The organism is Proteus sp. G3927, assembly GCF_963894685.1.
GTDB classification, from domain to species: domain Bacteria; phylum Pseudomonadota; class Gammaproteobacteria; order Enterobacterales; family Enterobacteriaceae; genus Proteus; species Proteus mirabilis.
In genome coordinates, this window is the sequence record NZ_CAWQGX010000018.1 from 229930 (window position 1) to 246793 (window position 16864).

Genomic DNA, 16864 nt, shown 5'->3' on the forward strand with positions numbered 1-16864 from the left:
GATAGAGAGGAAATATGAATAGAATTGTTGAAAAATGGATGTATCGCTCTCGTTGGTTATTTGCACCTGTCTATATTGGCTTATCTCTTGGATTGTTGGCATTAACGATTAAGTTTTTTCAGTCAATGTACGAGATCTTACCCAATATATTTGCCTTATCTGAAGCTGATTTAGTTTTACGTTTATTATCGCTAATTGATTTGGCATTAGTGGGGGGGTTATTGATAATGGTTATTTTCTCAGGTTATGAGAATTTTATTACCAATATGGAAATCGAAGGAGCGAAGGATAAACTCTCTTGGTTAGGTAACATGGATGCAGAATCGCTGAAAAATAAAGTTGCTGCTTCTATTGTTGCTATCTCTTCTATTCATTTGTTAGGGGTGTTTATGGACTTAAAAAATATCCCCGATAACAAGTTATTATGGTATGTGGTGCTACATCTGACTTTTGTTTTTTCCGCTTTTGTGATGGGCTATTTAGAGAAGATCTCTAAACGAAGTAAGCGAGCAAATAAAGCCAATCAAGGGTGATAAAATGAGAGCTACAGCACGTCGTTATTTTTAACCTTGGCTATACTTAAATCATCTCTAGTCACAAAGGAGCGATTAATGTCAAAAATTGAAAAACATGTTGATCAGCTAAAAGATAAAGCGACGGAGGTGAAGCATCGGACAGAAGAAAAATTATCTGAAGTTGCCCACGATTTAAAACATGGTGCATCTGATCTTAAAGAAAACGTAGAAAAAAAGATTGATTCATTGAAAAAATGAATGTGCTATTTGTTAACACAAGGCGCTGCATAGTCAGCGCCTTTTCTATTTAAGGGGTATCGATAGGGTGAAATTGGAGAAAAAATACCAGACAATTTATCAATATTAAAAAAATTCATCTAAATTTTTCGCCAGATAAATTTTTACTTATTTCACCCTTTCTAGTAAAAAACGCTTCTTAGACGATAAGAAACAAAAAAATGTCCTTATTATGGTTAATATTGAGCAAAAACAACGTCGATATTAGCCATTCTTATAACACTAAAGCCGTAATTAAATTTCAGAAAATTCCCCCAAAACGCTTATTTTCTGATATGAATAGTAGGCTATAAGTAAAAAGCAGTGTGGCTTATCACAAAAATCACAATAAAGTCACATAAAAAATGAAAATTAATTACACAACTGGAAGGACATGACTTTTTCTTAGTAAAAAGTATGTTGTTACCGACACAAAGCCAAGGTCAGGAGTCTTATGAATCAACAATATTCTGCTATGCGTAGTAATGTCAGCATGCTTGGCAAACTACTCGGCGACACGATAAAAGAGGCACTCGGTGAAGAAATTTTAGATAAAGTGGAATCTATCCGAAAGTTATCTAAGTCATCACGAGCAGGTAATGAAGTTCAGCGACAAAAGCTACTATTAACCTTACAAAATCTCTCTAATGATGAGTTATTACCTGTTGCTAGAGCATTCAACCAATTCTTAAACCTGACTAATGTGGCAGAGCAATACCATAGCATTTCTCCTCATGGTGAAGCGGCAAGTAATCCTGTGGCATTGGCTAAATTAATTGAACGGCTGAAAGATAAAAACTTTACTAATCAGCAACTCAAACAAGCCGTTGAACAAATTTCGATTGAATTAGTCTTAACGGCTCATCCAACGGAAATTGCTCGCCGTACGCTTATTCATAAGCTAGTGGAAGTCAATACTTGCTTATCTCAGCTTGATCATGATGATCTTGCCGATTATGAACGTACCAATATTATGCGCCGTTTACGCCAATTGGTTGCGCAATCGTGGCATACCGATGAGATCAGAAAAATTCGCCCAACCCCTATTGATGAAGCGAAATGGGGCTTTGCGGTGGTCGAAAATAGCTTATGGGAAGGAGTGCCTGCTTTCTTACGTGAATTTAATGAACAGTTAGAAGAGTCTATTGACTACAATTTACCGGTAGAAGCTTCTCCTATTCGCTTTACTTCATGGATGGGGGGAGATCGTGATGGTAACCCAAATGTTACCGCTGAAATTACCCGTCATGCATTATTACTTAGTCGCTGGAAAGCCGCTGATCTATTTTTAAATGATATTCAGGTGCTCGTTTCTGAGCTGTCTATGACAGAAAGCACCCCAGAATTACGTGAATTAGCGGGCGGTGCCGATGTTGCCGAGCCTTATCGTGAAATAGCCAAACAATTGCGCACTCGCTTACAAGTGACTCGTGATTATTTAGAACAACGTATCAAAGGTCAGCAATCATTACCTCCTGAAGGCTTACTGATTGATAATTCAGCACTTTGGGAACCTTTATATGCTTGTTACCAATCACTGCATCAGTGTGGTATGCGCATTATTGCCAATGGACAGTTATTAGATACTTTGCGCCGTATCCGTTGTTTTGGATTACAACTGGTGCGACTCGATATTCGCCAAGAAAGCACTAATCATACCGAAGCGCTGTCTGAATTAACGCAATATTTAGAGCTTGGTGATTATGCTAGTTGGTCTGAAGAGCAAAAACAGACGTTTTTACTGACAGAACTTAACTCTAAACGTCCATTGATCCCTACTCATTGGCAACCGAGTGAAGCAACTAAAGAGGTATTTGAAACCTGTCGGGTGATTGCTGAGTCACCAAAAGATTCTATTGCTTCTTATGTGATTTCCATGGCGAAAGTCCCTTCGGATGTATTAGCCGTTAAACTATTACTAAAAGAAGCAGGGGCAGATATTCGTTTACCTGTAGCACCATTATTTGAAACGTTAGAAGACTTAAATAACGCAGAAAGTGTGATGACCCGTCTGTTTAATATTCCGTGGTATCGCGATTTAATTGATAACAAACAGATGGTAATGATTGGTTATTCTGACTCAGCGAAAGATGCGGGTGTGATGGCGGCATCGTGGGCGCAATATCGAGCACAGGATGCATTAATTAAGTTATGTGAGAAATCTGGCGTGACATTAACGCTATTTCATGGCCGTGGAGGCACTATCGGCCGTGGAGGTGCACCGGCACATGCTGCATTATTATCACAACCACCGGGTAGTTTAAAAGGTGGGTTGCGGGTGACAGAGCAAGGGGAGATGATCCGCTTTAAATTTGGCTTACCGCAAGTGACTATCAGTAGTTTGGCTCACTATGCTGGTGCGATTTTAGAAGCTAATTTATTGCCTCCTCCAGAGCCAAAAACAGCTTGGATTGAGGTTATGGATGCTTTATCTGATGTATCTTGCGAGATGTATCGTGGCTATGTCAGAGGCGAAAAAGATTTTGTGCCTTATTTCCGTGCAGCGACGCCAGAAGGTGAATTAGGTAAATTACCATTAGGCTCTCGACCTGCTAAACGTCGTCCAACTGGAGGCGTTGAAACATTGCGTGCTATTCCGTGGATCTTCGCTTGGACTCAGAACCGTTTAATGTTACCCGCATGGTTAGGAGCCGGTGCTGCTTTACAGCATGAGATAGATAACGGAAAACAAGCCGTATTGGATGATATGTGTGAGAATTGGCCTTTCTTTAATACTCGTATTGCTATGCTAGAGATGGTGTATGCAAAAGCGGATCTATGGCTTGCGGAGTATTACGATCAGCGTTTAGTCGAAGAAAATTTATGGCCATTAGGGGCGAAATTACGTCAACAACTCTCTGATGATATTAAGAGTGTATTAGCGATTTCCAAAGATGAGCATTTAATGGCGGACTTACCGTGGGTTGCTGAATCTATCGCATTGCGTAATGTTTATACTGATCCACTTAACGTCTTACAGGCAGAGCTATTGCAACGCTCTCGTACTCATAGCGAGTCTGATCCACGTATTGAACAAGCGTTGATGGTGACTATCGCAGGTATTGCAGCGGGTATGCGTAATACCGGTTAGTGGTCGCAATAGGGTTATTTTATTAGTAAAACAGCGCTAAATTTAGCGCTGTTTTTTTTATCTTTTTTTCCAACGATGCCAATAAAGAACGCAATAAACACGGCAAATAAACCAACGTTGATGCCAATTTTGGGCGCCTTTATTAAGGGCTGGAAAGAGGTGATAAGTCCTAAATTGCTGTGCAATGATGGTTTGGTTTTTTGTATCACAGCGTTTACGAAAAAGAATAAAGAAACTGCCAAGTTCACGTAGTGCTTGTTGGCGCAACGCGTTGGCTAATAGTGGTTGATGTTGTTTATCTGCAAGCTGCAAGAGTTGTATAACAATTTGCAAATAACTTTGTGCGCGTTTGGCTTCTTTTTGTGGATTAGGTTTACGCGTAATAGAGTTAGGGTTAGCGCAATAGTAATAAAGAGGTTGATCATCAAAGCCGATACGTTGAGTGACTAGTGCAAGTTGTGTCGTCCACAAAATATCTTCATGATAAAGGCCATCAATAAAGCGTAGGTGATGTTTTTTGATTATTTCGTGGCGAATAAATTGTAACCAAACAAAATGTGGCCATTGATGTTGCGTAACGGCATGGATCACCCACTCTTGGCCGCTGATCACTTGTTGATAAGGTTGACGTTGGTGGATGGTAGTTTGATGCTTTTGTGGATTATGTACATCATAGCGTTCACCATTGCCAATTAATACATCGATATGTTGTTCGCTGGCTAATTGATGCCAATGTGCCAGTAATTGAGGTTTAATAAAATCATCGCTATCAAAAAAGACTATCCAATCACCTTGAGCATATTTTAAGCCAGTATTTCTCGCGCTAGATAACCCTTGGTTAGTTTGGTGATAAAGGTGAAAACGATTATCTTGTTGGCAATAGAGCATAGCGATGTCAACACTATTATCCGTTGAGCCATCATTTATAATGATCACTTCAAAGTCGTGAAAGGTTTGGCAAAGTAGGCTCTCTAATAATCGCGTAATGCGAGATGCCTCATTAAACATAGGAACGATAACAGAAATAATCGGTGTTTTCACAATAGCCCGCCAAGGATTGAGAGATAATATCGCGCTATTTTACCTTTTTTTGGCCTCTTCATAAGACGCAATTGCAGTTACTCGTGCTTTGGCGTGATCAACAATTGGCTGTGGATAATCGAGGTAGTGACCTGTTTTGATTGCCCATTCAGAAGGAGTATGGATATCGCGATCTGGGACATCAGCAAGCTCTGGTAGCCAGTGGCGGATAAACTCACCATCAGGATCAAACTTACGTCCTTGGGTGGTCGGATTAAAAATACGAAAATAAGGCACAGCATCAGTGCCTGTTGATGCTGCCCATTGCCAGCCACCATTATTTGACGCGAAATCACCATCAATTAATTGTGACATAAAATAATTTTCCCCCCAGCGCCAATCAATTAATAGATCTTTGACTAAAAAACTTGCCGTCAGCATACGTAAGCGATTGTGCATCCAGCCGGTTTGATTCAGTTGTCGCATCGCGGCATCAATAATAGGAAAGCCTGTTAAGCCCTGTGTCCAAGCGGTAAATTCAGTTTGGTCATTACGCCAGCGAATATTTTCTGTCCATGGTTGAAAAGCTATCTGTTTGGATAAACTCGGGTTAGCAACTATTAGATGTTGATAAAACTCGCGCCAAACTAACTCATTAAACCAAACAAATGCACTGGAATGGTTATTTTCTAAGAAATCAGGCTCTGTTTGGTAAAGGCGATTAAAACATTGGCGCACAGACACTAGGCCTATGGCAAGATAAGGGGATAATTGACTGGTTCCATCAATAGCAGGAATATCTCGCCATTTTGCATAATGTATCACCCTTTCATAGCAGAACTGTTTTAAACGCTGTAACGCTGCTTGTTCGCTTGCTGGGAACATCTTGGTTGATGATATTGGTAGTGCAAAAAGTGGTGCACTTAACGGTGAAACGGCTTTTTGGTGTGCTCTTATTTCGGGGGCTGGTAATGAAGCATTATCTTGCGACAGAAATAGCCGTAAAAATGCGGTTCTAAAAGGAGTAAAGACTTTGTACATCTCTCCTTGTTGGGTCACGACATTCCCCGGTGGCACAAAAACGTTATCGTGGTAACAATAAACCGTGGTGTTATGGGCGAGTAATTCCATTACTTTTTTATCACGGTTTTGCTCATTAAGCGCATATTGATGATTAAAAAATAGCGCAGTGACCTGATGTTGCTGACAATAATCCACAATACTTTGTGCCGCATCAGCATATGTATCACTGATGATAAGTGTCAGTGGAATATTTAATTTAGCTAGCGCATGGGAAAGATTAAGCAATGCATCATGAATAAACGCCTGCTGTGATAAAGCCATATGATGGGCTTTCCACTGTGCAGGCGTGACGGTAAAAATGGCATGCACCTGCGCCTGTGTATTTTGGCAAGCATAAAAGAGCGCTTTATTATCGGTCACTCTTAGATCATGACGGAACCAAACTAAATGAACAGGCGCTGAGTGCATGTAACCTCTCTTAATCTAATTTTGGATGTTGATCGATAAGCGCTTGGCGTTTTTTCTGTAATGCTTCAATTTCCGCTTCGATATCTTCAACACGTTGTTCGATATTGTCATAGTGCTCAGATAAAATCTCTTTTGCTTCTGATTTATCTGATGCTGCCGGTGTTGCTCCGCGTAATGGTTTGTTGGCTGTTTCAATCATTTTTATACCCGTTATCAAACCGACAACAGCAACTACCATTAGATAATAGGCGGGCATATATAAATTGCCAGTCGCTTCAACTAACCAAGCCGCTGCAGTTGGTGTGGCACCAGCAATTAATACCGAGATATTAAATGCAATAGCTAAGGCACTATAACGAATATGGGTTGGGAAAATAGCCGGTAAAATAGAGGCCATCACCCCAGTAAAACAGTTTAATAAAACCGCAAGAATTAATAATCCTAAGAAAATTAAGCCGATTTCATCACTGTTAATCATCATAAATGCCGGATATGCCAATATAAACAGTCCAACGCTACCCCCGATAACAAAAGGTTTACGACCAATTTTATCACTCAGTAATCCAATCACAGGCTGAACAAATAGCATCCCTATCATAATCGCGATGATGATCAAGACCCCATGATCGGCGGAATAATTTAAGTTATGGGATAAATAACTTGGCATATAGGTTAGCAGCATGTAGTAAGTGACGTTAGTCGCAATCACTAAGCCCACACATACCGTTAAACTTTTCCAATACTTGGAAGCGATTTCTCGTAATGAAACACGTGGCGGATTTTCGATAGATTTACGATCATCGCTGTTCATTTCATCAACATGTTGTTGGAATGCCGGGGTTTCTTCTAAGGCATGACGTAAATATAAGCCAATCAGACCTAAAGGTAATGCCAAGAAGAATGGAATACGCCATCCCCACTCATGGAATGCAGCTTCACCCATAATAGTTGAGATAAGGACTACAACACCCGCCCCCATAACGAAGCCGGCAATAGAGCCGAAATCTAACCAGCTTCCCATAAAGCCCCGTTTACGGTCTGGTGAATATTCGGCAACGAAAATCGCTGCACCTGAGTACTCACCACCAATTGAGAAGCCTTGGGCTAGTTTTGCTAATAACAGTAAGACGGGTGCCCAAATCCCAATGGTGTCATACCCAGGAATAAGACCGATAGCAAAAGTACTTAGTGCCATAATTATGATGGTGACAGATAAGACTTTTTGTCGTCCAAACTTATCCCCCAACATACCAAATACAACCCCACCTAATGGTCTAACAAGGAATGGGACTGAGAATGTCGCAAGTGCTGCGATCATTTGTACGCCAGGTGATGCACCAGGGAAAAACACTTGACCTAATACATAAGCCAAGAAGCCATATACACCAAAATCAAACCACTCCATTGCATTACCTAACGCTGCCGCAGTAATGGCTTTTTTAAGTTTGCTATCATCAATAATGGTTATATCATTGATTCTTAATGGTTTGTTTCTTTTTTTCTTCAATTTCATATTAAGTGACCTTTCAATTAAGGTATTAGTAAATTGTTGTTATTCAATTAATAATTAAACGAAATGAAGTGACTATTTTATAGCGAGAAAAGAGAGTGGTAATAATTCACTAAAAAACAGTTTACTTCTACATAGTTAAATAGTGAGGGTGAACTAATAGCTTATGGAACACTTATTAAGTATAGATGAGGTTAAATGAAAGATTAGGGATTTTTTGTCGTTGTTTTGATATAACAAAACGAAGCCTCTAAGTAAAAAATGTGACCTATATCATAGCTGAATATGGCTTTTGTGTAAAATCCATGATGTTAATGGTTGTAAATTTGAATTAAGTTAGATGAAGATGGCGATAAAAAGCTAATAGTAAATATTATTATATAACAATGGGTTATGTTGGGTTTTTATTTTTTGATTAGAAATAATATATTGATAGTCAAATTATGCATAATAAATAGTTAATATCTGCTTTAATGTGGATGAAATCATCTATTATTCGTTGTGCTAAAACACAGAAATAAAAACAGTCATTGCTAGATTTGGTGCAGTCACTTTTCTATTCTAGCAAATAGATAAGGTAAGTCAGTGGATAATTAAGTAGATATCACTATTCTTATTAAGAGAGCAAAAAGAGAGGAGATGTCATAATATCCACTAGGCATAAGAGCAGATAATTTGAGTAATGACATTGTAGTATAAATATTAACAATAATTATTTTTATAAAATCAATAATTAACGGCATGCTTGTGCCAATTAACCCAGGTACTCCTCATGAATATTAATCAACTGAAAAGCTTTGTTGAAGTAGTGCGAAATGACTTTAACATTACGAATGCGGCAGAGAAACTCTATACTTCACAACCAACGATTAGTAAGCAACTTAAGATATTAGAAGACGAACTCAGTGTTTCTTTATTCGTCCGTAAAAATAATAATTTATTAGCACTTAGTCCTATGGGGAAAGAGGTCCATAAAATAGCTAGCGATATTCTTGGGCAGGTTGATAAAATTAAAAGTATTGTGGCAGAAGAAGATCGTAATAAAAAAGTAGATTTGCACATTGCCACAACACATACGCAAATACGTTACTCCTTACCCAACGTCATTGATCATTTTCGCCGCTATTACCCTAATATTTCACTCCATTTTCACCAAGGTGCTCCTGCTCAGTTAGCAGAAATGGTAAAAAATGGCGATGTCGATTTTGCCATTGCCACAGAATCGATGCATTTATATGAAGATTTAATTACTTTGCCTTGCTATCGCTGGACTCGCAGTTTATTAGTACCTTATGATCACCCTCTTGCATCATTACCTGATGATCAACAGGTTACCATTGAACAACTTGGCCAATATCCCCTTATTACCTATGTGTTTGGTTTCACTCGAGGCTCTAAACTCGATAAAGTGTTTTATAAAAACCATCTTAAACCTCAAGTGGCATTGACGGCGACAGATACCGAAATTATTAAATATTATGTCAAGCGCCACCTTGGGATTGGTGTGATTGCCACGGTTGCTTATGATGAAATAGAAGATAGCCAAGCATTAAAGTGCATCAATATCGATCACTTAGTACAGCCCAGTTATACACATATATGCCTAAGTAAACATACGCATATGAAAGATTATATGCATGAGTTTATTTCACTCTATGCTCCGCATATTGATAGAAATATTATTCAGATGCCAGAGCAGTGGGAAACCCAGTGGCATAGCAAAGAAGTGTATCAGGGGTTACCTGATCTGATTTCGGTAAATAGCAAAGAGAAAATAATAGAATAAATCTTCAGTTAAGATGAGGGACTAAAAAGCCCGTTTTTGCGGGGGCAAAAAACGGGCTTAGGGCAGAATAAGTAATTATTTGCGAGTTAGCAGATTAACAAAAATCTGTGCACCCACTAATAAGCAATCATCATCAACAAAATAAGGATTAGCATGAAGGTAGTTATTGATACCTTTAGCTTGATTACCACTGCCTAAAAAGAACATTGCGCCAACTTTACCTTTAGTGGCATTCACCATATAGCTAAAGTCTTCACTACCCGTCATTGGTTTACCGTTAGATTCGATATTCTCTTCTGGTAAAAATTGGCGAGTGGCTTCTAGTAAACGCTGATAAGCCGTAGGATGGTTAATAACAGCAGGGTAGCCTGTTGCTGTTAATGTTGTTTTAAATCCACCCGCTGTACTGCGCGCTACGATTTCATTAAAGCTTTCTTTTAATACTTTGTCGGTATTTTCATCCATAGAGCGGATAGTACCACGGGCTTGAACGTGATCTGCTAACGCATTAGGAATAGTACCGCCATTGATCATGCCGCAACCAAATACCGCAGGGCTAAAGGGATCAGTTTTTTTGGCAACTACATAATCCATATAATCAATTAAGCGAGTTGCTTCACGAATAGCATCTAAACCTTTATGCGGTGTAGATCCGTGCGCAGAAACACCATAAACATCTAATGTCCATGCTGAGCCGTAAGATGACATGACACCATCATTAAAACGTACACAACCGGTTTCGATAGCTGCATCATTATGTAGTGCGTAAGTTTCATCAACGCCTTCCATGCAACCTAACTCAACCATTTTGTCAGCACCAGGAACACGCATATCCTCTTCTGCCATTTGGAAAATAAAACGCACATTAGTGCTCATTTCTGCTTGATTTTCAGCAAGGTATTTAGCGGCCGTTAATGCAATGGTCATATGAGTATCGTGACCACAATTATGTGCACAACCTTGATGGATAGAGCTGTGTTCGTTGTTCGTTAAGTCTGGCATTTCTAATCCATCCATATCTGCACGGATGGCAATTAGTGGAAAATCAGCATTAACAATTAAATCGGCAGTAAATCCAGTATAGCCATCAAAGGTTTTAATTTGATAGCCAAAGCTTTCCATCAATTCACGGCAATACTTTGATGTTTTATATTCTTCACCTGATAACTCAGGAATTTTGTGCAGATCTTGTCGTGTTTTTTTACTAAAGTCATTTAATTGAAAGAGTTTTTCGCTGACATTATAAATATTATTCATTAGATAACTCCCTGGATAGTAAATCCAATTTGTGCGACGATTGATGCGCCGAAGAAACAGCAGGTAGAAACAATCATGAAAATAAGGATCACTTTCCATGACATTTTCTTCAGTTCTTCTAATTGGCCACCAACGGATAAACCAGCAAATGCTAATAAAGGTACACAACAAGATAAGAAAGAGACTTTACCAATAGAACTAATAAAAAACTCTCTTACAGGTGTTTCAGGTAAACAAATAAGTATCCCGATAATAGTTGCATAAGCAAATGTTGGTAGAGATGAAGGTAAATATTGTTTAGCAACGAGTGAAATAAAAACCACTACAGACATAGCAATAAAGCTATCCCACATTGCATAAATAGCAATCCCTGATGTTAACGTTTGAGTAAACATTGCCAGTAAAATAGCAACGAATACTAATTTCATATCTATAATTATATTTTTCATGCAGTTTTGCCTCTGGTGAAAACTTTATAAATTTTTTCTGAAAGAGGTAAACCTAAATAGGTTAATGAGAGTGCGCCAAGTGCAGAAGATAATAAGTTAGATGCAGCCGCAACACTTAATACTTGTTGTGCTAAAGCTTCGTCTAAACCGTTAATTAATGCCCCTGATGCAGCACTTAACATTGAACCTGAACCTACGCCGGAGCCTGCTGCTAGAGCAAGTGGGTGTAAGCCTGTTAATGGTGCAAGACTACCTAATACGCTAAACCATAAAGTCCCGATAACAGAACCACATAAGTAAATAGCTAATACACCAATATATTCTTGTGAGCCAGTCCCAAATCTACCTTGAATAACGGCGATAGAAGGTTCTCGACTAATAGATGAACATGCACCAATTGCACGGCGACCAAAACCAAATTTAATGGCTAATGGTACGGCAATTAATACTGGTAATAAGTTTCCTAGCTCTTGAACAAATAAAGGAATACCGACACTTAAAATCATTTTTATATTTGGGACGATCATGCCAGCATATTGCGTACCTAAAATAAGTAGGCTGAAACCTACCATTTTACCGCAGAAGCCTTCTTCTTTTTCTGTAAATAATTTACCCCAAACTTTAATTTTTTTGCGGGTAAATCCAGCCGACATAAACATACCAATAATAACTGCAAATAACATTGGTAGAATAGGAATGACTGCAATGCCAATCTTAATTTCTTTTTTACCAATCACATATTGTGAAATAAAAATTAAGAAAAGGACTGCCAGAATACTAATAAAGAAAACCTTTATCGGACTTCTACTTTTGTCCATCCGTTAATCTCCGTAGAAAAATAAACAGGCTTTATTCTAGAGGACAAAAAGCAAAAGGTAGCGTGACCAATGTCATGTTTACTTCATACCTCTTTTTCATGGGACATGAAATAAAATAATAGTAATAAATTTATTAACAATTTGAGTTAACTGAAATTATTGAGGAAAGACAGAGAGTAAGGCTGAAATGTGTCAGCTATATTGTTAAATAAAATGATAGTAGAAAAAGAGCAATTAAAAATTAGTTTAATTATTAAAATAATCCTATAAGTTTATTTTGTCTAGCACTTGATGATTTTAATACAATATAAATGAGATAGATTCTTATTTAATGCGAAATGAGTCATAAAAGCGATAAGTGCATTTATCAATAGTATTATTTTTTATAGTTAATTTCCTTTATTAATTGACCTATCTACCGTGACAATCAATCAAGAGATGTTATTCTTAATATTTGATTTAATAACACGGTATTCTCTATATGATGTGGTAAAAGAGTCGGTTGTTATATCTGGGGCAGCATGTAGAGAGATTACCCACTAAAATAAAAAGGAAATGCGTCACATGAGTAAGCAAACAGTTGCAACCTATATTGCTAAAGTGCTCCATAATGCAGGTGTGAAACGTATTTGGGGGGTGACGGGCGATTCATTGAATGGATTAAGTGATAGCTTGCGCAAAATGGGTACCATTGAATGGATGGGCACACGCCATGAAGAAGTCGCGGCTTTTGCCGCCGGAGCAGAAGCGGCTATCAATGGTGAATTAGCCGTTTGTGCCGGCTCCTGCGGACCAGGTAACTTACACTTAATTAATGGACTTTTTGATTGTCATCGTAATCATGTTCCCGTGTTAGCGATTGCCGCTCATATTCCCTCTGCTGAAATTGGTAGTAATTACTTTCAAGAAACTCATCCTCAAGAGTTATTTCGTGAATGTAGTCACTATTGTGAATTAGTCTCTAATCCCGATCAGATCCCACAAATTCTGGCTATCGCTATGCGCACCGCTATTTTGAAAAAGGGTGTTGCGGTGGTAGTATTACCCGGTGATGTAGCGTTAAAACCCGCTCCAGAAGATGCCCATGAAAATTGGTATCCACTACAATCACCACTGATTATGCCGAATCGTTTTGAAATCGAAAAACTGTCTGAGGCACTGAATAACGCTAAAAATATCACCTTAATGTGTGGTGCCGGTTGTGCTCAAGCACATGATGAAGTGGTGAAACTAGCACAAACCTTAAAAGCCCCTGTTGTGCATGCACTACGTGGTAAAGAGTATCTTGAGTGGAATAATCCATGTAGCGTGGGAATGACGGGTCTTATCGGTTTTTCATCGGGTTATCACGCAATGGAGAATGCCGATACTTTAGTACTGTTAGGTACTCAATTCCCTTATCGCGCTTTCTATCCTGCCAAAGCTAATATTATTCAAATTGACCTTAATCCAAGTAGTATTGGCTCACATTGCCATGTGGATATGGCTTTTGTTGGGGATGTCAAAGCAACCCTTAATGCATTACAACCGCGATTAAAAGAGAAAACAGATACCGCACATCTTGATGCCTCGTTAAAACATTATGCTAAAGCACGCAAAGATTTAGATGCATTGGCTCAACCTAGTGAGCGTGAGTTGATCCACCCTCAGTATTTAGCACGTCGATTAAGTGAATTAGCCAACGATGATGCGGTATTTACCTGTGATGTTGGTACGCCAACAGTTTGGGCAGCACGTTACGTGAAAATGAATGGTAAACGTCGTTTAATTGGTTCGTTTAACCATGGCTCAATGGCGAATGCGATGGCGCAAGCTATTGGTATTCAAGCACTGGACAGAAAACGTCAAGTTGTGGCGATGTGCGGTGACGGTGGTTTTACCATGTTAATGGGTGATTTCATCTCATTGGCTCAAATGAACTTACCGGTGAAAGTGGTGATTTTTAATAACAGCGTATTAGGTTTTGTGGCGATGGAAATGAAAGCGGGGGGCTATTTGACTGATGGCACCGATTTACATAATCCTGATTTTGCCGCTATTGCCAATGCGTCGGGAATTAAAGGTATTCGCGTTGAGAAAGGCGAAGATCTTGATGAAGCATTAAAAACAGCCTTTGAACATGATGGCCCTGTTATTGTGGATGTGGTAACCGCAAAACAAGAGCTTTCCATGCCTCCGGAAATTAAATTTGAGCAGGCCAAAGGTTTTAGCTTGTATATGATGAAAGCGATTATTAATGGTCGTGGCGATGAAATAGTGCAATTAGCGAAAACCAACTGGTTGCGCTAATCATTAAACGCATAATCGTTATATTGCGAGTTGCAGGGGCTAATCGCCTACCTGCAACTTGCATTTCAACATAAGTCGATAGGATTTTTTATTATTTCGCTTTCTCTGCTAAACAAAAGTTTTCAATTAATTGCCCCATTAATTCACGAGTTGGCTCAATAAAAGCCATATCAATAAACTCATCAGGCTGGTGGGCTTGTTCAATGGAGCCAGGACCAAGCACTAGCGTAGGGCATAGCGCTTGAATAAAAGGTGCTTCGGTACAGTAATTAACAGTTTGCGCTTTCTCACCCAGTAGTTTTTCAATCACGGCAACCATTTTATGATCGGTCGGACACTCGTAGCCGGGAATAGGCTCGTGCAATGCTTCGACACTTAAACGTCCCGGCCAGCGCGCTTTTACCGGGGCTAATGTTTCGTGCAGCAGATCATCAAGATCTTGCAGCGTTAATCCCGGTAATGGGCGAATATCCATATGTAATTCACAGCAAGCACAAATTCTATTAGCAGCATCACCACCGTTAATATAACCAAAGTTCATGGTGGGATAGGGAATAACAAACGCCGGATTGTTATAACGGGTTTTTAATCTATCGCGCAGTGTACTGAGATGGGTGATAGATTCATGCATTAACTCAATAGCGTTGACACCTTTTTCCGGATCACTAGAGTGACCGGATTGCCCAGTAATACGGATAGCATTAGATAAATGCCCTTTGTGAGCACGTATTGGTTGTAATGAGGTGGGTTCGCCAATAATAGCAAAATCAGGACGAATAGCGGTATTAGCGGCAAAATAACGTGCACCAGCCATCGACGTTTCTTCATCTGCTGTAGCAAGAATATACAGAGGATGTGTGAGTTGAGAGGTATCTATATCTCGCAATGCATCAATAATAAAGGCAAAAAAGCCTTTCATATCTGCCGTACCTAAACCATATAACTTGCCTTCTTTTTCCGTTAGGGTAAAGGGATCTTGAGTCCAACGCCCTTCATCAAATGGCACCGTATCCGTATGTCCACAGAGTAATAACCCGCCGGTTCCACTGCCAAGGGTAGCAAGTAGGTTAAATTTCCCTCTGGTTTCAGGTACTGGTTGTATTTCAATTGAAAAACCGAGTGTTTCCAACCAATTAGCCAACAGATTAATCAGTGCCTCGTTACTTTGGTCTGTCTTAGCATCTGTTGCACTAATTGAGGGTGTTGCAATTAATTGTCGATAAAGCTCAATAAATGTAGGTAATTTAATATTCACTGTTGACAGCCTTTCTTCATAATAGTATCAATATTCATGCACTTTTTTTGAATAAAAATACATTAATCGGTTTGTGTTCATAGTACAAGGTAAGAATGACATGTTAAATACTCTGATTGTAGGAGCAAGTGGTTACACCGGTGCTGAATTAGCAGCCTATCTTCAGCAGCATCCCCATGTGAATTTGAGCAGACTGATGGTATCCGCTCAAAGTATAGATGCAGGGAAGTGCTTTTCTGAGCTTTACCCACAATATCGTGGCTTAGTTGATTTGCCACTTGAGCCTATGGTCGATGTTGCTAATGCCGCTAAAAATATCGATATCGTTTTTTTAGCCACCGCACATGAAGTCAGTCATGACATTGCCCCTATTTTTCTCGCTCAGGGGTGTGTGGTGTTCGATTTATCCGGCGCCTACCGAGTACAAAATAAGCATTTCTACCAACAATACTATGGATTCGAGCATAAGAATACTGATTGGTTATCACAGGCGGTTTATGGTCTTGCCGAATGGAACGCTGATCAGATTAGTCAGGCTCAACTTATTGCTGTGCCGGGTTGTTATCCCACCGTTTCTCAGCTGTCGTTAAAGCCATTAGTTGAAGCGGGATTATTAGACAGCACTCACTGGCCTGTTATCAATGCCACCAGCGGTGTAAGTGGCGCAGGCAGAAAAGCGTCTTTAACAAACAGCTTTTGTGAAGTGAGTTTACAACCTTACGGTGTTTTTACGCATCGTCACCAACCGGAAATTGCTACTCACCTTGGCATTGATGTCATTTTTACTCCTCATCTTGGTAATTTTGCTAGGGGGATCTTAGCCACTATCACCTGTAAGTTAAAACAAGGTGTCACAGAAAATGAGGTAAGGCAGGCATTTGAAACAGCGTATCAAGACCAACCGTTGGTGCGTATGTATGACAAAGGTCTACCTGCATTAAAAGCCGTTGTCGGTACCGCCTTTTGTGATATCGGGTTAGCACAACAAGGTGAGCATTTAATTATTGTCGGTGCGGAAGATAACTTATTAAAAGGGGCCGCAGCACAAGCGGTGCAATGTATGAACATTCGGTTCGGTTTTGCACCAACCGAAACACTTATCTAAAT

General features: G+C 39.4%; 13 protein-coding genes. 6 read left to right on the forward strand and 7 right to left on the reverse strand.

What is annotated here, in order from left to right; translation table 11 throughout:
• Nucleotides 1-14: 14 nt before the first annotated feature.
• From AACV00_RS06825 to ppc, 3 genes are all read left to right on the forward strand, one after another.
• Nucleotides 15-533 (forward strand): TIGR00645 family protein, encoded by a 519-nt coding sequence (locus AACV00_RS06825; protein WP_004246405.1) that lies wholly within the window; start codon nucleotides 15-17, stop codon nucleotides 531-533.
• A gap of 78 nt (nucleotides 534-611) precedes the next feature.
• Nucleotides 612-773: a hypothetical protein gene (locus tag AACV00_RS06830; RefSeq protein ID WP_004246404.1), complete on the forward strand. Its 162-nt coding sequence runs from the start codon at nucleotides 612-614 to the stop codon at nucleotides 771-773.
• Between the two features lie 472 nt (nucleotides 774-1245).
• On the forward strand, nucleotides 1246-3882 hold the full coding sequence (ppc, locus tag AACV00_RS06835; RefSeq protein ID WP_104459511.1) for a phosphoenolpyruvate carboxylase: 2637 nt from the start codon (nucleotides 1246-1248) through the stop codon (nucleotides 3880-3882).
• A 57-nt stretch (nucleotides 3883-3939) separates the two neighbouring features.
• On the opposite strand, the gene AACV00_RS06840 is transcribed toward ppc, so the two are convergent.
• From AACV00_RS06840 to proP, 3 genes are read right to left on the reverse strand one after another with little or no spacing between them, the layout of a single operon-like run.
• Nucleotides 3940-4923 carry a glycosyltransferase gene (locus tag AACV00_RS06840; RefSeq protein WP_017628677.1) on the reverse strand — a complete coding sequence of 328 codons (984 nt, stop codon included), beginning with the start codon at nucleotides 4921-4923 and terminating at the stop codon, nucleotides 3940-3942.
• A gap of 39 nt (nucleotides 4924-4962) precedes the next feature.
• Complete coding sequence (gene phrB / locus AACV00_RS06845) at nucleotides 4963-6393, reverse strand: deoxyribodipyrimidine photo-lyase (protein ID WP_017827019.1); 1431 nt, start codon at nucleotides 6391-6393, stop codon at nucleotides 4963-4965.
• Between the two features lie 10 nt (nucleotides 6394-6403).
• Entirely contained in the window at nucleotides 6404-7906 is a 1503-nt protein-coding gene (gene proP / locus AACV00_RS06850; RefSeq protein ID WP_004246398.1) for a glycine betaine/L-proline transporter ProP, read from the reverse strand.
• A gap of 769 nt (nucleotides 7907-8675) precedes the next feature.
• On the opposite strand from proP, the gene AACV00_RS06855 reads away from it, so the two are divergent.
• Nucleotides 8676-9689, forward strand: a complete 1014-nt coding sequence (locus tag AACV00_RS06855; protein ID WP_004246397.1) for a LysR substrate-binding domain-containing protein — start codon at nucleotides 8676-8678, stop codon at nucleotides 9687-9689.
• A gap of 75 nt (nucleotides 9690-9764) precedes the next feature.
• Here the strand turns inward: AACV00_RS06855 and AACV00_RS06860 are convergent, their stop codons facing one another.
• Genes AACV00_RS06860 through AACV00_RS06870 form a run of 3 tightly spaced genes read right to left on the reverse strand, consistent with a single transcriptional unit; the run spans nucleotide 9765 to nucleotide 12213 of the window.
• Nucleotides 9765-10946: a M20 metallopeptidase family protein gene (locus AACV00_RS06860; protein WP_161680179.1), complete on the reverse strand. Its 1182-nt coding sequence runs from the start codon at nucleotides 10944-10946 to the stop codon at nucleotides 9765-9767.
• The gene (locus tag AACV00_RS06865) at nucleotides 10946-11395 is read right to left on the reverse strand and encodes a hypothetical protein (protein ID WP_004246394.1); all 450 of its coding nucleotides are present in this window, start codon (nucleotides 11393-11395) and stop codon (nucleotides 10946-10948) included. Before AACV00_RS06865 ends, AACV00_RS06860 begins: the two co-directional genes overlap by 1 nt.
• On the reverse strand, nucleotides 11392-12213 hold the full coding sequence (locus tag AACV00_RS06870; RefSeq protein ID WP_004246392.1) for a DUF3100 domain-containing protein: 822 nt from the start codon (nucleotides 12211-12213) through the stop codon (nucleotides 11392-11394). The genes AACV00_RS06865 and AACV00_RS06870 overlap by 4 nt, the downstream gene beginning before the upstream one ends.
• 564 nt (nucleotides 12214-12777) lie before the next feature.
• On the opposite strand from AACV00_RS06870, the gene poxB reads away from it, so the two are divergent.
• Complete coding sequence (gene poxB, locus AACV00_RS06875; protein ID WP_017827020.1) at nucleotides 12778-14502, forward strand: ubiquinone-dependent pyruvate dehydrogenase; 1725 nt, start codon at nucleotides 12778-12780, stop codon at nucleotides 14500-14502.
• A 91-nt stretch (nucleotides 14503-14593) separates the two neighbouring features.
• On the opposite strand, the gene argE is transcribed toward poxB, so the two are convergent.
• Nucleotides 14594-15757, reverse strand: a complete 1164-nt coding sequence (gene argE / locus AACV00_RS06880) for an acetylornithine deacetylase (protein WP_004249893.1) — start codon at nucleotides 15755-15757, stop codon at nucleotides 14594-14596.
• A 100-nt stretch (nucleotides 15758-15857) separates the two neighbouring features.
• Between argE and argC the strand changes: the two genes are divergently transcribed.
• Entirely contained in the window at nucleotides 15858-16862 is a 1005-nt protein-coding gene (argC, locus tag AACV00_RS06885; protein WP_104459509.1) for an N-acetyl-gamma-glutamyl-phosphate reductase, read from the forward strand.
• The last annotated feature ends 2 nt before the right edge of the window (nucleotides 16863-16864 follow it).